The sequence below is a fragment of the Polynucleobacter yangtzensis genome (genome assembly GCF_027924165.1).
Taxonomy (GTDB): Bacteria; Pseudomonadota; Gammaproteobacteria; order Burkholderiales; family Burkholderiaceae; genus Polynucleobacter; species Polynucleobacter yangtzensis.
Map to the genome: position 1 here is coordinate 213,830 of NZ_AP026973.1, position 23,270 is coordinate 237,099.

The 23,270-nt window shown below is 46.4% G+C and carries 23 protein-coding genes; 13 read left to right on the top strand and 10 right to left on the bottom strand.

Annotated features, from left to right (window positions below; genetic code table 11):
- Positions 1-12: 12 nt before the first annotated feature.
- The 4 genes from accC to QMF28_RS01180 all read right to left on the bottom strand — a co-directional run bounded on the left by accC (position 13) and on the right by QMF28_RS01180 (position 3,157).
- Positions 13-1,377 (bottom strand): acetyl-CoA carboxylase biotin carboxylase subunit, encoded by a 1,365-nt coding sequence (accC, locus tag QMF28_RS01165; protein ID WP_068320374.1) that lies wholly within the window; start codon positions 1,375-1,377, stop codon positions 13-15.
- A 51-nt stretch (positions 1,378-1,428) separates the two neighbouring features.
- Complete coding sequence (gene accB, locus QMF28_RS01170; RefSeq protein ID WP_281742742.1) at positions 1,429-1,893, bottom strand: acetyl-CoA carboxylase biotin carboxyl carrier protein; 465 nt, start codon at positions 1,891-1,893, stop codon at positions 1,429-1,431.
- Between the two features lie 36 nt (positions 1,894-1,929).
- Entirely contained in the window at positions 1,930-2,379 is a 450-nt protein-coding gene (gene aroQ / locus QMF28_RS01175; protein WP_281742743.1) for a type II 3-dehydroquinate dehydratase, read from the bottom strand.
- Between the two features lie 250 nt (positions 2,380-2,629).
- The gene (locus QMF28_RS01180) at positions 2,630-3,157 is read right to left on the bottom strand and encodes a TlpA family protein disulfide reductase (protein WP_281742744.1); all 528 of its coding nucleotides are present in this window, start codon (positions 3,155-3,157) and stop codon (positions 2,630-2,632) included.
- Between the two features lie 26 nt (positions 3,158-3,183).
- Between QMF28_RS01180 and mpl the strand changes: the two genes are divergently transcribed.
- The 6 genes from mpl to mtgA are packed head-to-tail and all read left to right on the top strand — an operon-like array spanning position 3,184 to position 9,955.
- Positions 3,184-4,584, top strand: a complete 1,401-nt coding sequence (mpl, locus tag QMF28_RS01185; protein ID WP_281742745.1) for a UDP-N-acetylmuramate:L-alanyl-gamma-D-glutamyl-meso-diaminopimelate ligase — start codon at positions 3,184-3,186, stop codon at positions 4,582-4,584.
- A 20-nt stretch (positions 4,585-4,604) separates the two neighbouring features.
- Positions 4,605-5,339: a 3-oxoacyl-ACP reductase FabG gene (gene fabG / locus QMF28_RS01190; protein WP_281742747.1), complete on the top strand. Its 735-nt coding sequence runs from the start codon at positions 4,605-4,607 to the stop codon at positions 5,337-5,339.
- Positions 5,340-5,341: 2 nt separating this feature from the next.
- Positions 5,342-7,393 (top strand): ribonuclease catalytic domain-containing protein, encoded by a 2,052-nt coding sequence (locus tag QMF28_RS01195; RefSeq protein ID WP_281742748.1) that lies wholly within the window; start codon positions 5,342-5,344, stop codon positions 7,391-7,393.
- Positions 7,377-8,264 (top strand): energy transducer TonB family protein, encoded by an 888-nt coding sequence (locus QMF28_RS01200; protein WP_281742750.1) that lies wholly within the window; start codon positions 7,377-7,379, stop codon positions 8,262-8,264. Before QMF28_RS01195 ends, QMF28_RS01200 begins: the two co-directional genes overlap by 17 nt.
- 44 nt (positions 8,265-8,308) lie before the next feature.
- Positions 8,309-9,214: a shikimate dehydrogenase gene (gene aroE, locus QMF28_RS01205; RefSeq protein ID WP_281742751.1), complete on the top strand. Its 906-nt coding sequence runs from the start codon at positions 8,309-8,311 to the stop codon at positions 9,212-9,214.
- Positions 9,215-9,223: 9 nt separating this feature from the next.
- The gene (gene mtgA, locus QMF28_RS01210) at positions 9,224-9,955 is read left to right on the top strand and encodes a monofunctional biosynthetic peptidoglycan transglycosylase (protein WP_281742753.1); all 732 of its coding nucleotides are present in this window, start codon (positions 9,224-9,226) and stop codon (positions 9,953-9,955) included.
- A 17-nt stretch (positions 9,956-9,972) separates the two neighbouring features.
- On the opposite strand, the gene pyrF is transcribed toward mtgA, so the two are convergent.
- Positions 9,973-10,818, bottom strand: a complete 846-nt coding sequence (gene pyrF, locus QMF28_RS01215) for an orotidine-5'-phosphate decarboxylase (protein WP_281742755.1) — start codon at positions 10,816-10,818, stop codon at positions 9,973-9,975.
- 73 nt (positions 10,819-10,891) lie between these two features.
- Between pyrF and corA the strand changes: the two genes are divergently transcribed.
- A complete protein-coding gene (corA, locus tag QMF28_RS01220; protein WP_068320396.1) occupies positions 10,892-11,857 on the top strand; it encodes a magnesium/cobalt transporter CorA in 966 nt (321 codons plus the stop codon).
- Between the two features lie 20 nt (positions 11,858-11,877).
- Here corA and QMF28_RS01225 read toward each other — a convergent pair whose 3' ends face one another.
- From QMF28_RS01225 to thiL, 3 genes are read right to left on the bottom strand one after another with little or no spacing between them, the layout of a single operon-like run.
- Positions 11,878-12,357, bottom strand: coding sequence for a CinA family protein (locus tag QMF28_RS01225; RefSeq protein WP_281742758.1), 480 nt, complete (start codon positions 12,355-12,357; stop codon positions 11,878-11,880).
- 9 nt (positions 12,358-12,366) lie between these two features.
- On the bottom strand, positions 12,367-12,927 hold the full coding sequence (locus QMF28_RS01230) for a phosphatidylglycerophosphatase A family protein (RefSeq protein WP_281742760.1): 561 nt from the start codon (positions 12,925-12,927) through the stop codon (positions 12,367-12,369).
- Positions 12,924-13,949, bottom strand: a complete 1,026-nt coding sequence (thiL, locus tag QMF28_RS01235; RefSeq protein WP_281742762.1) for a thiamine-phosphate kinase — start codon at positions 13,947-13,949, stop codon at positions 12,924-12,926. The genes QMF28_RS01230 and thiL overlap by 4 nt, the downstream gene beginning before the upstream one ends.
- 106 nt (positions 13,950-14,055) lie before the next feature.
- On the opposite strand from thiL, the gene QMF28_RS01240 reads away from it, so the two are divergent.
- A complete protein-coding gene (locus QMF28_RS01240; protein WP_068320401.1) occupies positions 14,056-16,377 on the top strand; it encodes an NADP-dependent malic enzyme in 2,322 nt (773 codons plus the stop codon).
- A gap of 127 nt (positions 16,378-16,504) precedes the next feature.
- Positions 16,505-17,125 carry a barstar family protein gene (locus QMF28_RS01245; RefSeq protein ID WP_215321414.1) on the top strand — a complete coding sequence of 207 codons (621 nt, stop codon included), beginning with the start codon at positions 16,505-16,507 and terminating at the stop codon, positions 17,123-17,125.
- 33 nt (positions 17,126-17,158) lie between these two features.
- Here QMF28_RS01245 and QMF28_RS01250 read toward each other — a convergent pair whose 3' ends face one another.
- Complete coding sequence (locus QMF28_RS01250; protein WP_281742765.1) at positions 17,159-17,920, bottom strand: 16S rRNA (uracil(1498)-N(3))-methyltransferase; 762 nt, start codon at positions 17,918-17,920, stop codon at positions 17,159-17,161.
- 44 nt (positions 17,921-17,964) lie between these two features.
- Here QMF28_RS01250 and tkt point away from each other — a divergent pair, with 44 nt between their 5' ends.
- Together tkt and gap are read left to right on the top strand one after the other, a co-directional pair.
- Positions 17,965-19,956 carry a transketolase gene (gene tkt, locus QMF28_RS01255; RefSeq protein WP_281742766.1) on the top strand — a complete coding sequence of 664 codons (1,992 nt, stop codon included), beginning with the start codon at positions 17,965-17,967 and terminating at the stop codon, positions 19,954-19,956.
- Positions 19,957-19,997: 41 nt separating this feature from the next.
- On the top strand, positions 19,998-21,026 hold the full coding sequence (gene gap / locus QMF28_RS01260) for a type I glyceraldehyde-3-phosphate dehydrogenase (protein WP_068320409.1): 1,029 nt from the start codon (positions 19,998-20,000) through the stop codon (positions 21,024-21,026).
- A 132-nt stretch (positions 21,027-21,158) separates the two neighbouring features.
- On the opposite strand, the gene fur is transcribed toward gap, so the two are convergent.
- Positions 21,159-21,602 (bottom strand): ferric iron uptake transcriptional regulator, encoded by a 444-nt coding sequence (gene fur / locus QMF28_RS01265; protein WP_167345985.1) that lies wholly within the window; start codon positions 21,600-21,602, stop codon positions 21,159-21,161.
- A gap of 139 nt (positions 21,603-21,741) precedes the next feature.
- On the opposite strand from fur, the gene QMF28_RS01270 reads away from it, so the two are divergent.
- Complete coding sequence (locus QMF28_RS01270; RefSeq protein ID WP_281742768.1) at positions 21,742-22,380, top strand: outer membrane protein assembly factor BamE; 639 nt, start codon at positions 21,742-21,744, stop codon at positions 22,378-22,380.
- A 72-nt stretch (positions 22,381-22,452) separates the two neighbouring features.
- Complete coding sequence (dapB, locus tag QMF28_RS01275; RefSeq protein WP_281743585.1) at positions 22,453-23,253, top strand: 4-hydroxy-tetrahydrodipicolinate reductase; 801 nt, start codon at positions 22,453-22,455, stop codon at positions 23,251-23,253.
- Positions 23,254-23,270: the final 17 nt, after the last annotated feature.

The window sequence follows — 23,270 nt, forward strand, 5'->3', positions numbered from 1 at the left end:
CGCTCGCATTAATTAGGATTTGCCGCGACTTGCAGCTTGCTCTTCTAAGCGATGCTCCAAGTAGTGAATGCTGGTTCCGCCTTCAATGAAATTGGGATCCAACATCAATTCACGATGGAGTGGCACATTGGTCGTGATGCCATCAATCACCATTTCAGAGAGGGCAATCTGCATACGGCGAATAGCTTGCTCACGGGTATTGCCGTAAGAAATCAATTTGCCAATCATGGAGTCATAGTTAGACGGCACTACGTAACCGCTATATGCATGCGAGTCGACACGAATACCAGGACCACCTGGCATATGGAATGAACCAATCTTGCCTGGGCTTGGAGTGAACTTGAATGGATCTTCGGCATTTAAGCGGCACTCAATGGCATGTCCGCGGAAAACGATGTCTTTCTGGCGGTAGCTGAGTTTGAGGCCAGCAGCAATACGAATTTGTTCTTGAACAATATCCACACCAGTGATCATTTCAGTAACTGGATGCTCTACCTGAACACGGGTGTTCATCTCAATAAAGAAGAATTCGCCGTTCTCGTAAAGGAATTCGAATGTGCCAGCGCCGCGATAACCAATCTTGCGACAAGCTTCTGCACAACGCTCGCCAATTTTGGCAATTAAACGACGGTCAATGCCAGGAGCTGGGGCTTCTTCAATCACTTTTTGGTGGCGACGCTGCATGGAGCAATCACGCTCACCTAGCCAAATGGCATTGCCATGAGTATCAGCAAGAATCTGAATCTCTACGTGACGAGGTTTCTCTAAAAACTTCTCCATATAGACTTCTGGATTACCAAAAGCGCGACCAGCTTCCTCGCGAGTCATATTGACCGCATTGATGAGGGCCGCCTCAGTGTGAACTACGCGCATACCGCGACCACCACCACCACCGGCGGCTTTAATGATGACGGGATAACCAACCTTTTTAGCGGTTGCAAGAATCTCTTTTGGATTATCGGGAAGAGCACCCTCGGAACCAGGAACGCAAGGCACGCCTGCTTTAATCATGGCGCGTTTAGCAGAAACCTTGTCACCCATTAAGCGAATAGATGCTGCTGTAGGTCCGATAAATGCAAAACCCGATTTTTCTACGCGCTCTGCGAAGTCAGCATTTTCAGAAAGGAATCCATAGCCAGGATGGATCGCTTCTGCATCAGTCACTTCTGCCGCAGAAATAATCGCAGGCATATTAAGGTAGCTCAGTGGAGATGGCGCCGGTCCGATGCATACCGCTTCATCGGCAAGCCTCACATACTTCGCTTCTTTATCTGCAGTGGAATACACCACAACAGTTTTAATTCCCAACTCGCGGCATGCGCGTTGGATGCGGAGAGCAATTTCTCCCCGATTGGCAATCAGAATCTTATCGAACATGTCGGCTCTGAGTTAAGTAACGGTGAATTGGAATAGATCTAAGTGGATCTATTAGGCGATGATGAAAAGAGGCTGGTCAAACTCAACACCCTGACCGTTTTCACAGAGGATTTCCTTAACTACACCAGCATGCTCAGATTCAATTTCGTTGAGTAGCTTCATCGCTTCAATGATGCAAAGAGTTTGACCTACTTTGACGGTATCACCAATATTGACGAAGTTTGGTGATTCTGGATTTGGTGCGCGGTAGAAAGTACCAACCATTGGAGACTTCGCAACAAAACCAGTTTCAGCAGCAGGCGCTTCAACAGCTGCCGCTGGGGCAGGTGCGCTGGCAGATGGCGCAGCTTGCATGGCTTGTACAGGCGCTGGATTGGCGTAAACCACCTGGCCAGCAGGAGCTGGAGATCCAGCGTTGACGATGCGAACGCGATCTTCTCCCTCATTTACTTCCAACTCAGAAATACCTGACTCAGAGACTAAGTCGATCAAGGTTTTTAGTTTTCTCAGATCCATACGAGTGCTTCCTCTCTTGTAATTCTTTAAATAGATTTACTTCTTTAGACTTGTAATCGCTGCTTGCAGCGCTAATTCATAACCAATGGCGCCAAGACCACAAATAACCCCCGTCGCAATGTCGGACAGGTAGGAGTGCTTGCGGAATTCTTCACGCTGGTGAATATTTGATAAATGAACTTCTGTAAAGGGAATGGCTACACCAGCCAATACATCGCGTAGGGCAACGCTGGTGTGAGTAAAGGCGCCTGGATTGATGATGATGAAATCAACCCCATCTTGCTTGGCCTTCTGAATTCGGTCGATTAACTCGCCTTCATGATTGCTTTGAAAGGTGTTTAGATCAACAGATTGCGCTTTAGCTAGCTCACCTAGCTTTTGATGAATGTCTTCTAGGGTTGTTTTGCCGTAAACATCGGGTTCACGGGTGCCTAATAGATTTAGGTTTGGGCCTTGAATTACGAGAATTGAAGCTTTTTTCGACATAGATCCCTATTTTTAGAGGCAGTTAAGCGTTAATTGACGATTTGGGCTTTGTGCCCTACATACAACTTCATGCTTTATTGCTTATGAGGGAAAGTATACCTTTATAAGGGCGGTACAAGACCAAAAAGTTGCTTCAAAAATAGGAATTTTCGAAACTTTTAAGTGCAGATATTGAAAAATACTGAATGTACTGCCAAGAATTAAGGCGGAATGGCTTTAAGTTTGCATCATTAAAACTCAATAAAAATACTTATAAAGCGGATTTAATGGCATTTCTGAGCTCATCTTCGCTTATCTTGCCTAATTTGCTATAGCTGGATTTCCCTTTGGCATTAATGATGATGGTGTAAGGGAGGGCGCCTTGGGAATTTCCCATTTGCTTAGAAAGATTACTGCCCTGCAAACCACCAATCATGATCGGATAGCTAACTGGGGTTTTTTCGAGGAATTCACGAATATTGGAGGGTGAATCGATGCCGATACCAACAAATAAGACGTTTTGCTTTAAAAACTCTTGTTGTAACTTATCTAAAGTAGGCATTTCTTCAACGCAAGGGGGGCACCAGGAGGCCCAAAAGTTCACAACCAGGACTTTTCCTTGCCATTCTTGAGTATTGGCTACTTTTCCGTCTGGGGTTTGCCAAGGGTTTTCAAGAAATGCTTTTACGGCGGGGTCGCTAGCTAAACCAGTTTTGTAAATCCATTGCGAAGTCAGTACGCCTGAAACGAGTGCCAAAAGACTAATTACGACGATGATGATCCATTGTCTGCGGTTCATTACAGCTCCTTCGCTAAAATTCGTAAATGCATATACATATCTTGGGCATTTGCGGTACTTTCATGGGCGGCATTGCCGCAATCGCTAGACAAGCTGGACACCGCGTTACTGGCTGCGATGCCAACGTGTATCCACCAATGAGTACGCAGCTTGAAGCTCAAGGCATCGAACTGATTGAGGGATTTTCGCCCGAACAATTATCTCAGTTTGAGACCATGCCTGATTTATTTGTAATTGGCAATGTGGTTTCTCGCGGCAATCCTTTAATGGAGGCGATTCTCAATCAAGGCTTGCCCTATATTTCTGGTCCACAATGGTTGGGCGAACAGGTTTTATACGGCAGACATGTTCTAGCGGTTGCTGGCACACATGGCAAAACAACTACCTCAGCTATGCTGACTTGGATTTTGGAGTTCAACGGCTATAAACCCGGCTACCTGATTGGTGGGGTGCCTCTGAACTTCACAGTATCTGCGCGCTTGGGTGAGAGTAAATATTTTGTGATTGAAGCAGATGAATACGACACTGCATTTTTCGATAAGCGCAGTAAGTTTGTGCACTACCGACCTCGCACTGCTTTATTAAATAATTTGGAATTTGATCACGCCGATATCTTTGCGGATCTTGCTGCAATTGAAACCCAGTTTCATCATCTTGTCCGTACCGTTCCGGGCGATGGTTTATTGGTGGTAAATGGCGAAGAGCCTGCTTTAGCGAGTGTCATTACGCGTGGTGCGTGGGCCCCTGTAGAGCGCTTTGGCCAAGAACTTACAAATGAATGGTCATTAATCTCACAGAAGAATGACGGTTTTGTTGTGCGCAAAGCTGGTAAAGAAGTGGCAACAGTAAAGTGGTCAATGGATTCAGGTGTTATGGGTCGGCACAATCAACTAAATGCTCTTGCAGCGATTGCTTCTGCCAATCACATTGGAATTTCTCCTGTAGATTCTGCGCGTGCGCTGGCAGAGTTCAAGAATGTGAAGCGTCGTTTAGAAACCATTGGTGTTGCAAATGACATTACGGTCTACGACGATTTTGCACATCACCCAACTGCAATCACTACTACCGTTGATGGTTTGCGTCGTCGCGTTGGAAAAGCGCGCATCTTGGCTGTACTAGAGCCGCGTTCAAACACAATGAAGCTTGGCGTGATGAAGACTCAACTTCCTGGAAGTCTTGAAGCAGCCGACAAAGTATTTGCATATGGCGCAAACTCAGGAAAAGAGTCATTGGGCTGGGACTTGGCTGAGGTTTTATCTCCACTCAATACAAAAGAGCAGGATAAAGCACAAGCTTTCGATGATCTTGAAGCCTTAGTTAAAGTAGTTGCTCATGAAGCCAAGCCTGGTGATCATATTTTGGTTATGAGTAATGGTGGGTTTGGTGGCGTGCATCAAAAACTATTAAAAGCCATTTCGGCAAAGTAACAAAATACAGAAAGCAAAAAATGGGTAATAGATTAAAAGACAAAGTAGCCATCATTACCGGTGCCGCTAAGGGTATTGGTTTTGCTACTGCCCAGCGTTTTGCGCAAGAGGGTGCCAAGGTCATCATTACCGATATCAACCAAGAGGCTGTCAACAGCGCTGCTGCACAAGTCTTGAATTCCGAAGGCTATGCCATGAATGTGACTGATCGCGCCAGCATTCAGTCGGTAGTTGACCAGGTGATGCAAAAGCATGGACGCATTGATATCTTGATTAATAACGCAGGCATTACTCAAGATGCGCGCTTGATTAAGATGACCGAAGCTCAGTTTGATACGGTGATTGATGTCAATTTGAAAGGTGTATTTAATTGCACCCAGTTAATTGTTCCGCATATGCTCGAGGCCGGCTCTGGTGCGATAGTCAATGCATCTAGTGTTGTGGGTCTATACGGTAATTTTGGTCAAACCAATTACTCGGCTACAAAATTTGGCGTTATTGGCTTTACTAAAACCTGGGCACGCGAGCTTGGTCCTAAGGGAATTCGAGTAAATGCGGTATGTCCAGGTTTCATTGCTACAGAGATGGTTAAAGCCATGCCAGAAAATATTTTGCAAGACATTGAAAAGCGCAGTTGGCTGGGTCGCTTAGGTACTCCAACTGAAATGGCGAATGTTTACTTGTTCTTGGCTAGTGATGAAGCAAGTTATGTCAATGGAGTGGCATTAGAAGCTAGCGGCGGGATCTCGCTCTAAGCATGAATCTTTTATACGAAGAAGGTGGCGACATCAAGATCGCCACAGTGCAGTCTGCATCAGGTGCTGGAGATGCAGAGTCATGGCAGGCAACCAGTCTTTCTGGAAAAAAGATTAAGCTCAAAGCTAAAGAGGTTTGGTTGCGCTTTGAAAAGCCAGAAGCGCAGGCCGCTATAGACGAGGCCGGCACTCTGACTGCCGATATTGATTTGCAGTTACTTTGGGATTGCGCACCAGATGAAGAATTTGGTTTAGTTGATGTGGCGCATGAGTACTTTGGATCACAAGCCAGTATTCCGCAACAAGTTGCTCTAGCAATAGCTTTGCAGGGAGCCCCTGTTTTCTTTCGTCGCAAAGGACGTGGTCGCTTTCAGAGAGCGCCATTAGAGCAGCTTCGGGCCGGACTGGCAGCTTTAGAGCGTAAGCAAAAAGAGCTTGAGCAGCAGTCTGTTTGGCAGCAAGAGTTAGTAGATGGAACTTTTCCTGAAACACTCAAGTCTTCAGCCAAGCAATTACTTTTTTCTCCCGATAAGAATACTTCTGCGTACAAGGCACTTATTGCTGCTTGTACCGAGACCGGTGAATCTCCGGCTCAGTTGATGATTCGTTGTGGTGCAATTGATTCGCCTTTAGCATATCACCAGGGACTGTTTCTAAAGGCGCATTTTCCGAATGGTGCGGATCACAGCCCAGCTATTGGGGTTGATCAAGCAGCATATGCAGCTGCTATTGCTGAGCTTCCAGTCGCCCAAGTGCAGGCATTCTCTATCGATGATTCCGGCACTACTGAGATTGATGATGCTCTATCGGTCACGCCAATTGAGGGCGGGCATCGAATAGGTATTCATATTGCTGCTCCAGGTTTGGCCATTGCAAAAGATGATCCCTTGGATCAAGTTGCGCGTAATCGTATGTCTACGGCGTACTTCCCTGGCGACAAAATTACGATGTTGCCTGATTCAGTCATTGAGCAATTCTCCTTAGATGAAGGCATGCCAAGACCTGCCTTATCGATCTATGTTGATATTGATTTGCAGGGGGTCGTCAATCGAGCGACTTTGCAGATGCGTGCAGAGATGGTGCCTATGGCAGCCAATTTACGCTTGGAAGATATTGAGCATCTTGTGAGTGAAGAGAGTTTGCTTGATGAGGGTGCTAACTATCCTTATCGCAAAGAGTTAGCCATTTTGTGGCAAGCCGCTAAACATCTTCATGCTGGTCGTCAAGAAAAGCGCGTGGCAAATGGCTTACGTGCCGAGCAACTTGGGCCTGTGGATCCCAATGCTCTCGCAAGAGATTTTCACTTCCAGATTCAAGAGGTGGATGGGGTTCAGCACGTTGATATCTTGCCGCGTCAGCGTGGCTCCATTTTGGACACCATTGTTGCTGAGTGGATGATCTTCTGTAACAGCGCCTCTGGTCAGCTTCTTGCCGACCATGGTCTTCCAGGATTATTTAGAACTCAGAAGGGCTGGGGCCCACTGCGCACTCGCATGCAAACCACTCCAGGACCGCATGAAGGCTTGGGCTTGGACTATTACGCTTGGTGTACCTCTCCCTTGCGTCGATATTCTGATCTGGTCAATCAATGGCAATTAATTGCGCTTGCAAAGCATGGCGTGACAGCCAAAATGGTTGCACCGTTTCCGCCACGCGATGCTACGTTGATGGGTATTGCTGCTGACTTCGAGTCTTGCTATCAAGCATATGGAGAGTTCCAAGACCGACTAGAAAAATATTGGTGCTTACGTTGGATCACGCAAGATGGTGAATCAAAGACTGTGTATGTCCGTCATTTGAAAGAAGGCATGTCTCGAGTGGAGCAAGTGCCATTGCACTTACCTATTCCTGAGTTGGCAACGCATCCTCGTATGACGCGTGCAGAAGTAGTGATTGCCGATGTAGATTTATTGCAACTTAGCGCAGGTGTTCGTGTTCTAGAAATTGAAGCAAAGTTGGAGGCTCCTGAAAAGGAATCAGCTGACCAAGCTATAGGGTCGGGGCTAGAGCCAGAGCCTTCAGACAAACCTGAAGAAGATGCTAGCCCAGCTTAAATCTCTTGAGATTCCGTGTCCTGAGAGACTCGGTAAGGCCTTGCATTATCTGCATCGCGCATGGAATCGTTATCCATTTCGTTTTGCCTTATGTGCCTCCATTCTGATTCATCTGGTGCTCTTGTCATTTCGCTGGGGTGTTGGGGAAATTCAGAATCGCCGGCTCAATACCCCCCTGAGCGTGGTTTTGGTTAATGCCAGCAATAAAACGCCACCTCAAAAAGCGAGCAAATTGGCTCAAGCCGATTTACAGGGCGGTGGTAAAACAGAGAATCAAGACGCTACAGCTTTGCATCGCGCTAGATTGGGGGCGGAAGCAAGACTTGAAGTTTTGGAGAAGCAGCAAAAGCAAATGCTCGCAAAGCTAGATGAGCAGCGCAATCGCTCTGGTGGTCGTAAAAGCGGCGATGAGCAAAAAATTACACCGCAACTCAATTCTTTAGAAGCTGAGTTAGCAAAGCGGCTCCAGTCTGATGGTAGAGAGCCAAGACGTAAGGTGCTGACTGGTGACAATACAAAAGCAGTGAGCTTTGCACACTATTACGATGCCATGCGCCAAAAAATTGAGGCTTATGGCAGCGCATTTTTCCCGAGGGCAAATGGGCGCCCTTTATACGGCAGCTTGGTGATTGTGGTGAGTGTGGATAACCAAGGAAGAATCACCACGAACGCTCAAGGTAAAGATGGGCTTTCTATTGGCCGCAGCTCCGGAAATCCTGAGTTGGATCGTCAGGCCCTTGCCATCGTTAGGGCTTCGGCTCCCTTTGGCCCCTTCCCTTCGGAAATGCGTAACCAAATTGACGTATTGGATTGGATCTCCACTTTCGAGTTCACACGCGATGGAGTGGATCGTCTAGAGCTACGTCATTAAAGCTATTTAACTAACTTTATAAATTCGCTTATTCTGTAGTCATTATGAGTTCCACGAATACCACCCTTTTGCATACAGACCTAAGCCTATTTGCTGGCGTGGATGTTTATGCTGTGGCTGGTAATCCGATTGCCCACAGCAAATCTCCGGCAATTCATCAACGTTTTGCGGAGCAAGCAAAGCAGCGTATGCACTATGGGCGTCTTCAGCCTGAGGTAGGTGCATTTGCGCAAGCAGCTAAAGCATTTTTTGCTGCAGGTGGCAAAGGTATGAATGTCACAGTACCCTTTAAGTTGGATGCCCAAAACTTAGCTGATGTATTAACGCCTCGCGCACAATTGGCTGGCGCCGTTAATACTTTGTGGAAAACAGAGGGCAAAATTTTTGGTGACAATACTGATGGCGCTGGTCTAGTGCGCGATCTTTTGGCGCAAGGTATTAATCTGCATAGCGCCCGCATTTTGTTGATTGGCGCTGGTGGAGCTGCGCGCGGCGTGATTGGTCCTTTGTTGGAGCAAGCTCCTAAAGCTCTCATCATTGCAAATCGCTCCAGTGCTAAAGCCGATGAATTGATCAAACTTTTTGCTGATCTAGCAGCTTCCAAAGAAGTGGCGCTGGAGTCCCGAACTTTGGCGGATCTTGAAGATCCTGCAAAAACGCAGCACCCATTTGATTTAGTAATCAATGCCACTGCTGCTGGTCTGACGGATGAATCGCCTTTGAGTTCGCAGGCAGTGAGCAATATTTTTGTACCCAGCTCTTTTGCCTATGACATGGTCTATGGCAAAACCACTGCTTTTATGCAGCAAGCTCTTCAACGGGGTGCACGAGTAAGCGATGGTCTTGGTATGTTAGTCGAGCAAGCGGCTGATGCATTCTTGCTATGGCGTGGGGCACACTTGACAAATTTAATTGATCCTCGCGTAGTCTTGGCAGAGCTTCGCAGCTAAATTATCTTGATGCGCTGGCTTCTCTATCCAGTGAAATGTTTGCTAGCAGGATTTGTGGCGATGCAAATATTTTTTGCCCTGCAGATTGCTTTATGGATCGGCTTGGATCCAAGTAGCACTGCTTTTCAAAGGGCAGAGCGTTGGCGCTTATGTTCATGGCACTGGAGTTGCTCCGTGCAATCTCGATGGGTCTCATACGACAAGATCTCCAATAATCTCAAGCGTGCAGTTCTGGTCAGTGAAGACGATATCTTCTTTCAGCACAGTGGCGTGCGGGTAGAGGATATGCAAAAAGCTTGGCAAAAAAATCAACAAAAAACTCAAGCAAGCAATAAATCAAAAACAGCTTTGCGAGGCGGTTCAACCATTACGCAGCAGTTAGCAAAAAATTTATTTCTTTCTTCAGAGCAAAACTATTTGCGCAAGGGGCAAGAACTCATCATTACTGGGCTATTAGAGTTGATGCTCTCCAAGCAGAGGCTGTATGAGATTTATCTCAACTCAGTAGAGTGGGGTGAGGGTATTTTTGGAATTGGTGCAGCCTCGCAGCACTATTACGCTACAAGTCCAGCAGCGCTTGACCGAAATCAGGCTGCTGCACTAGCTTCAGCATTACCTGCACCCAAGTGCTTTGATAAGCAGCAGTATTGCCGCCGTGGAAGTATTAATTATTCTGCTCGCCAAGAATTCATCCTGGAGAACATGGATCGGGTTGCATTAGCGCCCAACCCAAAGAAGTAAAGATGTTTAGAGGCTGATTATTTATTTGCCGCAGCGCTAAGAGCATCGCGCGTGCTTATAGCAACTGCTCTGGCGGCTTCTGCAAAATCACTTCCAGAGCTAGCGTACAGAATGGCTCTGGAAGAGTTAATGATCATCCCGGTTCCCGGCTTACCTGGGACTTTTCCTGCGCTGACAGTGGCATCAATGTCGCCACCTTGAGCGCCAATGCCCGGAATTAGCAAAGGCATCTCACCAACGATGGCTCGTACTTTGGCGATTTCTTCTGGGAAGGTTGCTCCAACGACTAGGCTAATCTGACCAGACTGGTTCCATTGCTGCGCAGCGAGTTTGGCTACATGAAGATAGAGTGGCTCACCATTCGGGGCTACGTTTAGAAACTGCAAATCAGATCCACCGGGATTCGATGTACGGCACAATACAATTACGCCTTTACCTGCATGCTTGAGATAGGGCTCAATCGTGTCAAAGCCCATATAGGGGTTCACAGTTACCGCATCGGCGCCATAGCGATCAAAGGCCTCAAGAGCGTAATGGTCTGCGGTACTGCCAATATCCCCACGCTTGGAATCGAGAATCACGGGGATATGGGGGTATTTATCTTTGAGATGCTGAATCAGTTTTTCTAGTTGAGCCTCGGCTCTTTGGGAGGCAAAGTAGGCAAACTGAGGCTTGAAGGCGCAGACCAAATCCGCAGTCGCATCAGCGATTTCGCGACAGAACTCATAGATGCCCTCTGGTTTCCCTTGTAGGGATGGGGGTAAGCGCTTTGGGTCTGGGTCAAAACCAACGCACAGCATGCTGCCTTGGGAAGCCCATGCGGACTGGAGTTGCTGGTTAAAGGTATTTGAGCGAGAGTTCATTGGATTTGGCTTATTTTAGTGAAACTGTCATGTTGTATAGGATAAACTAGCGCACATTCCTTAGGAGTTCACCATGATCAACTTGTTCGTCCTGCAAAATGGCCGCCTCTCTCAAGAGCAAGTCGAAGATCGCAATGAATTGTTGCAATATGCCAATCCTATCTGGATTGACGTGGTTGATCCAGAAGAAGAGGAATTAATCTGGATTAAAGAGGCGTTTGGCGTACTCTTGCCAGAGTTAGATGACTTGGGTGACTTGGAAGCTTCTGCGCGTTACTTTGAAGCTGATGATGGCCACCTCCATATTCGTACTGATTTCTTGTTAGATGAAGAAGAAACTTCTCGTAACGTTCGAGTCGCTTTCGTTCTTACCAAACAAGTGCTGTTCTCGATTCATGATGAAGACTTGCCAGTGTTCCGTTTGGTTCGCTTGCGTGCGCGTTTGCGTCCAGGGTCAGTAAGTAATGCAAAAGACGTATTACTAGATTTGTATTCAACCGATGCTGAGTACTCTGCGGATGCTTTGGAAGAGGTTTATGAAAATCTAGAGCAAGCGGGTAAACGAGTCTTGCAGGATGATATTAATGATGCGGATGCAGAACAAGTTCTCGAGACCATTGCAAAAGAAGAAGATACCAACGGACGTATTCGTCGCAATGTGATGGATACCCGCAGAGCTTTATCTTTCCTGATGCGCAGCAAGTTACTCTCTGATGAACAGCAAGAGGAAGCGCGCCAAATTTTGCGCGACATTGACTCACTCGAAAACCATACCGCTTTTTTATTCGACAAGATTAACTTCTTGATGGATGCTACCGTCGGTTTCATTAATTTGAACCAATCTAAAATTATCAAGATCTTCTCGGTGGTATCGGTAGCTTTAATGCCACCAACCTTACTTGCCAGTATCTGGGGTATGAACTACAAACACATGCCGGAATTAGACGCGACTTGGGGTTATCCAATGGCAATTGGTGCGATGTTAGTCTCAGCAATCATCCCTCTTTGGTACTTCCACAGCAAAGGCTGGATGAAGTAATCGGCGATTTATAGTTTCTTTTAGCTTCTGAGTAGAGCAATTAGCTCAGTAAGTGCGAACTCGGTTGCTTGCTCTCTCACCTTTTGACGATCGCCGTCAAAGCGCATGGTTTTGGTTAGGGTTTGATTTGCAGTAGCCCAACCAAACCAAACAGTTCCAACCGGTTTTTCAGGTGTGCCACCAGATGGCCCTGCTACCCCAGTGATTGAAATAGCCACATTGCTTCCTGAATTGATCCTGGCACCCTCAGCCATCGCCTTGGCTACAGCCTCACTGACTGCCCCATGGGCCTCGATGATCTCTGCTGGTACCCCAAGGCATTCGGTTTTAGCTTCATTGCTGTAGGTAATGTAGCCACGTTCAAACCATTCGCTTGATCCTGATAGCTCAGTTAAGGTCGCACAGACTAAGCCCCCAGTACAAGACTCGGCTAGCGATACCGTCCAATTTCTGGAAAGCAAAATCTCAGCCAATGTTTTAGTGAGGTCCGCTGTATTCATTGATGTTCGTTATTTAATCAGAAACTGCAACAAGGCAATTACCAGAAGCGTGCAAAAGGCGGCTGCAAGATCATCAACCACAATACCAAAACCGCGCCAAATAATTTGTAATAAAGAAGAGCGCCTGGAATGATCAGTTGCCATATCTTTAAAGTGGCGGTCAATTATTCCAATTGGACCTGGCTTCATTGCATCAAAATAACGGAACAGCCCAAATGCAATTGCTTGCATCCAAATATTGGTTGGCATGATGAAGATCAGAACTAACCAAAAGGCAACAATTTCATCCCAAACAATTCCACCAAAATCTTTTTTACCAAGCTCTTCGCTGACCTGACCGCAGATCCAGCAGCCAAGCAATATACCGCCGCCAATAATCCAGAGAAAATCTTCGGTGCTAAGAAAGTATTCGCCAACCAGAAAGGCCGCCCAGGCCCAGAGCGTACCGGCAGTGCCTGGTGCTACGGGGCTGAGACCGCTACCAAAGCCAAATGCAATGGTCCGACTAGCGGTTTGAAATACCCACTTAAAAGTTGGCTTTACTTCAACAGAATTCTGGGGATTCGTCATGATGCAAAGTGATCAAATGATTTTAAAAACGGGGCAGCTTCTGCATCACTCAAAAGAGCGCCAGATTCGTGCAGTAAATATACTTTTACTGCATCATCCTTTTTTGGAACTGTTTTGCCAATGATGGTTAGTGGTAATCCGATAGATTTACTAATGGCTTGGATGTTGTCGCGTTGACTTGCGGAAGCAGTAAAGCAAATCTCATAGTCATCTCCACCGCAGGCTGCAAATTGATTTTGAATTTGTAGATCTTGCTTTTGCAGCGTGTCAGTTTTTGGCAGCTTGTCTAACTGAATTTCAGCATCGACTTGTGACTGTTTCAAAATGTGACTTAAGTCGCCAAGAAGACCATCGGATACATCTAAGGCGGAGCTCGCAATATTTCTAAGTTGCATACCCAGTTCAATTCTCGGTGTGGGGTTGTGCATACGATGTTCTATCTGTTGTAAATCCTCGGTAGATAGCGTTATTTCATGACGCAGTGCAGCAAGAGCAAGTCTTGCGTCGCCAACGGTTCCAGAAACCCAGATGTCATCCTCCGGCTTTGCCCCTGATCTACGAATGGCCTCTCCTTTGGGTAAAGCACCAAAAGCAGTGATTGAAATCGTCAGCGGTCCAGCCGTGGTGTCGCCTCCTATGAGGGGGCATGAATACTCTTCCGCCATGGCAAAAAGGCCCTTAGAAAATGCCTCTAACCATGTGTTGTCTGCCGTTGGTAGGGCAATTGCTAGCGTAAATCCGAGGGGTCTTGCACCCATCGCGGCTAAGTCTGAAAGGTTGACTGCTAGGGCTTTGCGGCCTAATAGCTCGGGATTGGCGCCTGCAAAAAAATGCCTGCCCTCAACCAGCATGTCGCTGGTAATGGCAACCTCTTCATCTGCCCTAGGTTTGATTAGAGCGCAATCATCACCAATTCCAAGGGTAATCGCCCGATCTGCATTGGTGCGCAAAGAATTAGCAGCCGTTTTAAAAAAACGTTCGATCAGGTCAAATTCCCCAAAGGGTTTGGAATGAGAAGACATACCTCATTTTATGGTGGTTATGTAACGAACGCCCGAGAGGAATAGAATTAAGCTCTTAACAGTCTTAGATGAAATAAAGATAAGACGAAATTTAGCGAGCTAGTGAATGAGTAAAGAAAACAATAAAGAGCAACAAATTGCAGCCTTGAGAGAGGCGGCCCTTCAGTACCACGAGTTTCCTACTCCGGGCAAAATTGAAATTGCCCCGACAAAACAACTAACTAATCAGCGAGATCTAGCCCTGGCGTACACGCCTGGGGTTGCTGCTCCTTGCGAAGAAATTGTTAAAGATCCTGCGAATGCTTTTAAGTACACGGCACGTGGAAATTTAGTTGGTGTTATCACAAACGGTACTGCCGTTTTAGGTTTGGGAAATATTGGACCATTGGCAAGTAAGCCGGTGATGGAAGGTAAGGCAGTTCTCTTTAAGAAATTTGCTGGCATTGATGTTTTTGATATCGAAGTCAATGAAAACGATCCAGACAAGTTGGTAGAAATTATTGCGGCATTAGAGCCAACATTCGGCGGTATTAATTTAGAAGACATTAAAGCGCCTGATTGTTTTGTAGTTGAGCGCAAGTTGCAAGCGCGTATGAAGATTCCGGTCTTCCATGATGACCAGCACGGTACTGCAATTGTGGTCGCAGCCGCCATCCTCAATGGTTTGAAGGTGGTTGGCAAAAAAGTTGAAGAGGTAAAGCTGGTTACTTCTGGAGCGGGTGCTGCTGCATTAGCTTGTTTGGATCTGTTGGTTGATCTTGGTATTCAGCGCAAAAATATTTGGGTAACAGACTTAGCTGGTGTTGCTTACAAAGGTCGCAAGGAGTTGATGGATCCAGAGAAGGAACCATTCTGCCAAGACACAGATTTACGCACACTCGATCAAGCAATTGAAGGCGCAGATATTTTCTTGGGCCTTTCTGCTGGTGGCGTTCTTAAGCAAGATATGGTGAAGAAGATGGCGCCTAAGCCATTGGTTTATGCATTGGCAAACCCAACCCCAGAAATCTTGCCTGAAGAAGTAAAAGCAGTTCGTCCAGACGCAGTGATGGCAACTGGCCGTACTGACTATCCTAACCAAGTCAATAACGTTTTGTGTTTCCCATTCATCTTCCGTGGCGCATTGGATGTGGGCGCAACCACCATTACTCGTGGCATGGAAGTCGCAGCAGTCAAGGCTGTGGCGGAGTTGGCTCAAGCGGAGCAGAGTGAAGTAGTAGCGTCGGTTTACGGTATTGAAAATCTTTCCTTTGGCCCGGAGTATCTAATTCCGAAACCATTTGATCCGCGTTTAATTACTGTGATTGCTCCAGCCGTTGCTAAAGCTGCAATGGATGATGGCGTTGCTTCACGCCCGATTAAAGATTTCGATGCATACCGCAATCAGTTGCAACAATTTGTATACCACTCTGGTACTTTGATGAAGCCGCTCTTTAGCATTGCTAAACGTGTGCCTGCAAATCAAAAACGCATTGTGTTTGCTGAGGGTGAAGATGAGCGCGTATTGCGCGCAGTACAAATCATCATTGATGAGCATTTGGCAACACCAATTCTGATTGGCCGCCCAGCCGTGATTGAGCATCGCATTGTGAAGTTCGGTCTTCGTATGAAGGCGGGCGATGACTTTGAAGTTGTTAACCCAGAGAATGACCCGCGCTACCGTGACTTCTGGCAAACCTATCTCGGCCTTACAGAACGTAAGGGCGTGACCGAGTCGTTTGCTAAGTTAGAGATGCGTCGCCGTAATAGTTTGATCGGCTCCATCATGATTATCAAAGGCATGGCCGATGGCATGATTTGCGGAACTGTAGGTAATTCTGCGACTCATCTCAAGTATGTTGATGAGGTAGTTGGTCGCGAAGCTGGCGCCAATGTGTACGGCGCAATGTCTGGTTTGATTCTGCCTGGCCGCCAAGTATTTTTGGTTGATACGCATATTAATATCGATCCAACCGCTTGCGAATTAGCTGAGTTGACTTTGATGGCTGCAAGTGAAATGCGTAAGTTAGGTCTCGTACCTAAAGTGGCGCTGCTTTCACATTCCAATTTTGGTTCAAGCAATGCCCCATCTGCTATCAAAATGCGCGAAGTGTTGGCATTGATTCAGAAGGCGGATCCAACCTTGGAAGTGGATGGTGAAATGCATGGCGATAGCGCTTTGGATGAAACCATTCGTGCGGGTGCGGTAACCTCATCTCCATTAAAGGGTGATGCCAATCTCTTGGTTTTGCCAAATATTGATGCTGCAAACATTTCTTACAACTTGCTAAAAACAGCAGCCGGTAACGGAATTGCAATTGGCCCATTGTTATTGGGTGTTGCTAAGCCAATCCATATCCTGACCCCAGCAGCGACAGTTCGCCGCATTGTGAATGTGACAACTTTGGCAGTTGTGGAAGCGGCAAGCAACGCGAGAGGTATTTCTTAAGACCCTAAAATTATGTAAGTTAGCGATAACTTACATAATTTATTTCTATATAAATCAGTGTGTTACATAAAATGCACTGTATTTGGGCTTGATTTGATGGCGTGTTACGGGTAACCTAGCACCCATCATGAATAATCGCTCTGAAAACAGCAATACAGCCAGCTTCGACGAACATAGCCGCGCTGAAAGTTGGGACAGCAATGATCGACTTGAAACCGAATCATCCGCTGCCAATATTTATGCTGAAGGCGGTTTATCTCGTTTACAAACCTATGCAGCAAATCAAGTTTCGGGGAAAAAAGTGACAGCTTCTTGGCGTGCCGCTTTGGCCGTTCGCGATGCCGGACCGCCGGCAATGTTGCGCAGTGTGCGCCCAAATATTGTGCAATCGATTCGCGCTTTCCGTACTCCTGATTTGCAGGAAGCGGCAACAGAATTAGGTCAACACTTCATTTATGCCAATTGCGCTAATGCAATGACAAAAGGTGAGGTTTTGGAATCCATTGCGATTGCTTATTCGTTTACTAAGCAGCAGGCAAAAAACTACGATCCTTTATTGGATGCTTTGACCACTACGGTTGATAAGTCTGGCCCACAGCCAGGTTTTGTTGTAGTCCTTGAAGGCTTGCCTTGCACTCAGAAGTTCGACAAAGAAGCGCGCGAAACACTTTTAGACGTTTTCCGTGATGCGGTTGATTTCTGGGCTGAGCGCCGCACCCCGTATCGCGTCTTCTATTCTTTCGCTTAATAGCAAAAGTCTTAGAAGTTAAATAAATCGCCTCTATTTGAGGCGATTTTGCATTTCTGGGTTCCACACACTATGAACCGCTGTAATAGCCACCACACCAGCCGTTTCTGTTCTCAGCACGCGCTCACCCAAGGAAACCAATTGATAGCCCGCAGCCTCTGCCTGAGCCTCTTCTTCTGGAGAGTGACCACCTTCGGGACCAATCATTAGTACAACATCCTGAGGTTCATTCTCTATGAGCACTGAATACAAGCTTTTGGTGGCGTCTGGACTTAAGAGTAGCTTGAGGGCTGGTTTTGGAGTTGTCTTTAAATAGCCCTCAAAAGTTTGAATAGGCTCCAGGCTGGCCAAGACAGTGCGATCACATTGTTCGCAGGCTGCTTGAATAATGCCTTCCCAGTGAGCAAGCCGTTTTTGGGCACGCTCAGCATCACTTGAACGAGTGAGTTTGAGAATAGAGCGCTCACATTGCATCGGGGCAATATTTTGGGCGCCAGTCTCCACTGCTTTTTCGACAATCCAGTCCATTTTGTCGCCACCAGCTAGTCCTTGGGCCAAAGTAATGGCGTAAGGGGTCTCGCGGTGGGTATCTTTGCGGATGTCAGTTAGCTGAACTTGACCTGTTTTTCCGCTCAAAGAGAGAAGTTCACCCTTGGCAACCTGGCCTTTTCCATCAAATACTGGGAAGAATTCCCCGGTCTGAATGCGTCGAACACGCAAATGGTGGGCAACCTCGGGTGTGAGGGTGGTTGGCTTTTGGGATTCCCATGGTCCGGGAAGATAAAATTGAGGCATTACTGAAATATAGCCAATTTATTTTCCTCGAGACCACTTTTACGATGTCAAACCTTCAAATTCGCATGGCCAATGCCATTCGCGCTTTATCCATGGATGCAGTACAGCAGGCAAATTCAGGTCACCCTGGTATGCCGATGGGTATGGCAGATATTGCTGTAGGTCTTTGGAACGAACATTTAAAACACAATCCAACGGATCCGCATTGGATTGATCGCGATCGTTTTGTTTTATCCAATGGTCACGGTTCCATGTTGTTGTATTCACTCTTGCATCTTTCTGGTTACGACTTGCCAATTGAAGAATTGAAAAATTTCCGCCAATTGCATAGCAAGACTCCGGGTCATCCTGAATATGGAATCACTCCTGGAGTAGAAACAACTACCGGACCATTGGGTCAGGGAATTTCGAATGCAGTTGGTATGGCATTGGCTGAGAAATTGCTTGCTGAAGAATTTAATCGTCCTGGTCACAACATTGTTGATCACTACACCTATGTATTTTTAGGTGACGGTTGTTTGATGGAAGGCATTAGCCACGAAGTTTGTTCTCTAGCTGGCACTCTCAAGCTGAATAAGTTAATTGCATTGTGGGACGACAACGGCATTTCGATTGATGGCAAAGTAGTTTCTTGGTTTAACGAAGATACGCCAAAGCGCTTTGAGGCTTATGGTTGGAATGTCATTCGATCTGTTGATGGACATGATGCAGAAGCGGTTTCTGCTGCTATTGCTAAGGCTAAAAAGAGCGATAAGCCAACACTCATTTGTTGCAAAACCGCGATTGGTCAAGGCTCACCAAATATGGCCGGCAGCGATAAAGTGCACGGCTCACCATTAGGCGCTGCTGAAATTGCAGCTACTCGCGTAGCTTTGAACTGGCCTTATGCTCCGTTTGAAATTCCAAAAGATATTTATGCGGCATGGGATTTTAAAAAGCGCGGTCAAGCGGCTGAGCATGAGTGGAATAAAGAATTTCAGAAATATAAAAATAAATTTCCAGAACTTGCTTCGGAATTACAGCGCCGCATGGAAGGTGAATTGTCAAAAGACTTTTCATCTACCTTAAATGCGTATTTAAAAACTTGCCAATCTAAAGCTGAGACCATTGCTACTCGTAAAGCAAGTCAAAATGCGATTGAAGCTTTAGCTCCAGCATTGCCAGAATTTATGGGTGGCTCTGCTGACTTAACAGGTTCCAACTTAACCAATTGGTCTACATGCAAACCTGTGCGTAGCGATCAGTGGGGCAACCACATTAATTACGGTGTGCGCGAATTTGGTATGAGCGCCATCATGAACGGTATCGCTCTGCATGGTGGCTATATTCCATTTGGCGGCACCTTCTTAACCTTCTCTGATTACAGCCGCAATGCCTTGCGTATGGCTGCGTTGATGAAGCTGCGCAGTATTTTTGTCTTTACGCATGATTCGATCGGTTTGGGCGAAGACGGCCCAACCCACCAGTCTGTCGAGCATGTTGCCAGCTTGCGCCTCATTCCAAATCTGATGGTTTGGCGTCCTTGTGACACCACTGAGAGCGCCGTAGCCTGGGGCTCAGCTATTGAGCGCAAGCATGGCCCTAGCGCCTTGATCTTTAGTCGTCAGAATTGCCCATTTGTGTCTCGTACTCCTGCACAAATCAAAGAGATTGCTCGTGGTGGTTATGTGTTGCGTGATCCATCTGGCAAGATTGATGCAGTGATTATGGCTACTGGCTCTGAAATTGCTCTAGCGTTGCAAACAGCGCAGCAATTGGAAAAAGAAGGCTTAGGCATTCGCGTTGTTTCGATACCTTCAACCACTGTCTTTGATCAACAAGACGCTGCATATAAAGCAAAAGTATTGCCAGCCAATATTCCACGCATTGCAGTTGAAGCAGGTGTAAGTGATTTCTGGTGGAAGTATGGTTGTGCAGCAGTGCATGGTGTTGATACTTTTGGCGAATCGGCGCCTGCTTCACAGCTCTATGAGTACTTTGGTCTAACAGCAGATCAGATTGCAAAGACAGTTAAACAATGCATAGCAAAGAAGTAATTTAAATACGAAATAAATTCAATATTAGTAAGGGGAAATAAATGACAATTCGTGTCGCAATTAATGGTTATGGGCGTATCGGCCGCATGGTATTGCGCGCCTTATATGAAGATCAAGTCAACGGCAAACCACGCCGTGATATCAAGATTGTTGCGATTAATGCGATGGGCGATATTGCCATTAATGCTCACTTGACTCAATACGATTCAGCGCACGGCCGCTTCCCAGCTGAGGTCTCGGTAGATGGTGATTGCATGGTGGTAAATGGCGATCGCATCAAGATGTTCTGTACGCGTAATCCTGCAGAAACTCCTTGGGGTGAATTGGGTGTCGATTTGGTTTTAGAGTGCACAGGTAAGTTCACTTCTAAAGAAAAAGCGATGATTCATATTGAGCAGGGCGCGAAGAAAGTATTGATTTCTGCTCCTGGTGAAAAAGATGTGGATGCAACGATTGTGTATGGGGTGAACCAAAACGTACTTAAGCCAAGCGATGTAGTTGTATCCAATGCTAGCTGCACAACAAATTGTTTGGCTCCACTGGTGAAGCCACTTTTAGAAAAGATTGGCATTGAATCTGGCTTGATGACAACGATTCATGCGTTTACAAACGATCAAGTATTGACTGATGTGTATCACAAGGATATGCGTCGTGCGCGCTCTGCTGTAACAAGCATGATCCCAACAAAGACTGGTGCTGCTAAGGCAGTGGGTTTGGTTCTGCCAGCATTGGCGGGTCGCTTTGATGGTTTCGCAATGCGTGTGCCGGTGATTAACGTTTCAGTAGTTGACCTCACATTTGCTGCAAGTCGCGCTACTAGCGTGGATGAAGTAAATTCCATTCTCAAGGCTGCAAGCGAAGGCGAGCTCAAAGGTATTTTGGGCTTCAATACCCTGCCATTGGTTTCAATCGACTTTAACCATGACCCACGTCCAAGTATTTATGATGCTTCCCAAACTCGCGTCTCTGCAGATGGTAAGTTGGTTAAGGTATTGGCTTGGTATGACAACGAGTGGGGTTATTCAGTTCAAATGCTCAATGCCGCTGAAGCATTAATGGCTGTAAAGTAAGGAAAAATAAATAAGATTAGCTAACAGTAGCTAAAAGTTGTTAAAAAACGCTTAAATCTTCTTTTTAGGCTTAATTATGTAAAAAAGACCTCGATTTGAGGTCTTTTTTGCTTCTAAGGGGCTTAAAACAGCTTATTTTGCTTGTTTATTGCGGCAATTTTTCTTCTGGCACTGGCCATACATGGCTAAAGAGTGCTCTTGGAGCTTAAATCCGAGGTTTTTAGCGATATCACGTTGCCTTTTTTCAATGGCTTCGTCTACGAATTCCTCAACATGGCCGCAATCAATGCAGACCAAATGGTCATGGTGCTGCCCCTCATTGAGCTCATAGATAGCCCTGCTATCACCCTTGCTGGACTCAAAATGGCTGCGTAGGAGCAGGCCGGCTTGTTCAAATTGGGTAAGAACCCGATAAACGGTGGCTAAACCGATCTCTTTATCCTCTTTGGCAAGGGCCATAAAAACGTCTTCAGCGCTAAAGTGAGTGCCGCCGTTTTGATGGAAAAAATCCAGAATTTTCATCCTTGGCCCAGTCGCTTTCAGGCCAATATCACGTAAATTTTCAGGGGTAGGGATTTGGGTCATATATATGGCATTGGGAGCTAAAATCAATGTCTTAATGATACGGCCAGCCATGCAAAATTGCCTTGAACTTTTTACCCGCTTTTTGAACCCAGTTTTAAAGGGTATTTATTCCCCTGTTCGACTGGGGGCTGTGGCTCTCACCCTGTTTGGGCTCATGGGGGTAGTTGGCTGCACTTCTGCGGTTGATGAAACTCAGCGCGCTTGGATGAATAAGATTTTTAGACCTTATGTTCCCGATGTTGTGCAAGGCAACTTTATTTCTAGCGAGCAGTATGCAAAGCTACAGCTTGGCATGAGCCGTGAGCAGGTACGTCAAATTTTAGGTACACCTTTGTTGGCAAGTTACTTCCACGCAAATCGCTGGGATTACATTTTTGAATTTAAACGTTCTGGTCAACCAATTGGCAAAGAGCGTCATGTCACCGTATTTTTTGATGGTGACAAAGTGGTGAAGTTTGAAGGTGACGCATTGCCCACTGAGGTCGAGTTAGTCGCGGAGATTGATAACTACGCCAAAACAAAGCGTTCATTCTGGGATGTTATTACTGGATCTAATAAACCCCCTGTTACTCCTCCATTGCAGAGTCCAGAATTATTGGTCCCAAGTAAGACGGATAACTTAGCTGCTGGTGCAGCTATACCTCCTGCACCAAATAGCAGTTCATTCTGGGACTTCTTTGGTTCTTCAAAGGGTGATCCAGCTACACAGGCTCCGCAGTTGGGGCCAGGCACCTTAAATGATGCGCCAAAGGCAGCGGATTCTAAATAATAGAAATCACTTTTGTACTGATGCCAAGATTACCGTTTTGGCTCTCTTGAATATGAAGCGAAGATACACATGATGAAGATTGCAATTGCAGGCGCGACAGGCCGTATGGGCAAGATGTTGATTGAGGCTGTCCTCAACACAACAGATGCGCAATTGGTTGGTGCACTTGAACATACCTCATGCCCACAACTGGGCGAAGATGCTGGCGCATTCTTGGGCAAAAAAACGGGTGTGCTGATTTCTGCTGATGTGGCTCAGGTATTGGCTGATGCACAGTTCTTGATCGACTTCACAAGACCTGAGGGCACCATGGCTCATTTAGCCGTTGCCGAAAAGACCGGCACCAAAATGATTATTGGTACTACTGGCCTAACCGCCGATCAAATCGCGAGCTTGAAAAAAGCTTCGTCAAAATTAGCAATTGTGTTTGCGCCAAATATGAGTGTGGGTGTGAATGCCACATTTAAGCTCCTCGAGATCGCAGCCAAGATGCTTAATCAGGGTTATGACATTGAGATTATTGAAGCTCATCACAAACATAAAGTAGATGCACCTTCTGGTACAGCGCTCAAGATGGGTGAAGTGATCGCGGATGCATTGGGCGAGAAATTAGATGACGTTGCAGTCTATGCGCGTGAAGGCCATACCGGCGAACGTAAGGAAGGTTCGATTGGTTTTGCAACTATTCGTGGTGGCGATATCGTAGGTGACCATACCGTGTTATTTGCTGGTGATGGTGAGCGTATTGAAATTAGTCACAAGTCTTCAAGCCGTCAGTCTTACGCGCAAGGATCATTACGCGCTGCCCGTTTCTTGCAAAGCCAATGCAATGGATTGTTTGATATGCAAGACGTTCTTGGCTTGCGCAAATAATTAGTCAATCAATTAAA

What these genes read in the sequence shown, in the direction of transcription:
- QMF28_RS01250 (WP_281742765.1), bottom strand. Translation starts at nt 17,920, where the DNA reads ATGCCTCAATTTTATCTTCCCGGACCATGGGAATCCCAAAAGCCAACC.
- pyrF (WP_281742755.1), bottom strand. Translation starts at nt 10,818, where the DNA reads ATGAACTCTCGCTCAAATACCTTTAACCAGCAACTCCAGTCCGCATGG.
- accC (WP_068320374.1), bottom strand. Translation starts at nt 1,377, where the DNA reads ATGTTCGATAAGATTCTGATTGCCAATCGGGGAGAAATTGCTCTCCGC.
- QMF28_RS01240 (WP_068320401.1), top strand. Translation starts at nt 14,056, where the DNA reads ATGAGTAAAGAAAACAATAAAGAGCAACAAATTGCAGCCTTGAGAGAG.
- QMF28_RS01230 (WP_281742760.1), bottom strand. Translation starts at nt 12,927, where the DNA reads ATGACGAATCCCCAGAATTCTGTTGAAGTAAAGCCAACTTTTAAGTGG.
- gap (WP_068320409.1), top strand. Translation starts at nt 19,998, where the DNA reads ATGACAATTCGTGTCGCAATTAATGGTTATGGGCGTATCGGCCGCATG.
- QMF28_RS01180 (WP_281742744.1), bottom strand. Translation starts at nt 3,157, where the DNA reads ATGAACCGCAGACAATGGATCATCATCGTCGTAATTAGTCTTTTGGCA.
- thiL (WP_281742762.1), bottom strand. Translation starts at nt 13,949, where the DNA reads ATGTCTTCTCATTCCAAACCCTTTGGGGAATTTGACCTGATCGAACGT.
- aroQ (WP_281742743.1), bottom strand. Translation starts at nt 2,379, where the DNA reads ATGTCGAAAAAAGCTTCAATTCTCGTAATTCAAGGCCCAAACCTAAAT.
- QMF28_RS01195 (WP_281742748.1), top strand. Translation starts at nt 5,342, where the DNA reads ATGAATCTTTTATACGAAGAAGGTGGCGACATCAAGATCGCCACAGTG.
- QMF28_RS01225 (WP_281742758.1), bottom strand. Translation starts at nt 12,357, where the DNA reads ATGAATACAGCGGACCTCACTAAAACATTGGCTGAGATTTTGCTTTCC.
- accB (WP_281742742.1), bottom strand. Translation starts at nt 1,893, where the DNA reads ATGGATCTGAGAAAACTAAAAACCTTGATCGACTTAGTCTCTGAGTCA.
- mpl (WP_281742745.1), top strand. Translation starts at nt 3,184, where the DNA reads ATGCATATACATATCTTGGGCATTTGCGGTACTTTCATGGGCGGCATT.
- corA (WP_068320396.1), top strand. Translation starts at nt 10,892, where the DNA reads ATGATCAACTTGTTCGTCCTGCAAAATGGCCGCCTCTCTCAAGAGCAA.
- fabG (WP_281742747.1), top strand. Translation starts at nt 4,605, where the DNA reads ATGGGTAATAGATTAAAAGACAAAGTAGCCATCATTACCGGTGCCGCT.
- aroE (WP_281742751.1), top strand. Translation starts at nt 8,309, where the DNA reads ATGAGTTCCACGAATACCACCCTTTTGCATACAGACCTAAGCCTATTT.
- mtgA (WP_281742753.1), top strand. Translation starts at nt 9,224, where the DNA reads ATGCGCTGGCTTCTCTATCCAGTGAAATGTTTGCTAGCAGGATTTGTG.
- QMF28_RS01245 (WP_215321414.1), top strand. Translation starts at nt 16,505, where the DNA reads ATGAATAATCGCTCTGAAAACAGCAATACAGCCAGCTTCGACGAACAT.
- QMF28_RS01200 (WP_281742750.1), top strand. Translation starts at nt 7,377, where the DNA reads ATGCTAGCCCAGCTTAAATCTCTTGAGATTCCGTGTCCTGAGAGACTC.
- dapB (WP_281743585.1), top strand. Translation starts at nt 22,453, where the DNA reads ATGAAGATTGCAATTGCAGGCGCGACAGGCCGTATGGGCAAGATGTTG.
- tkt (WP_281742766.1), top strand. Translation starts at nt 17,965, where the DNA reads ATGTCAAACCTTCAAATTCGCATGGCCAATGCCATTCGCGCTTTATCC.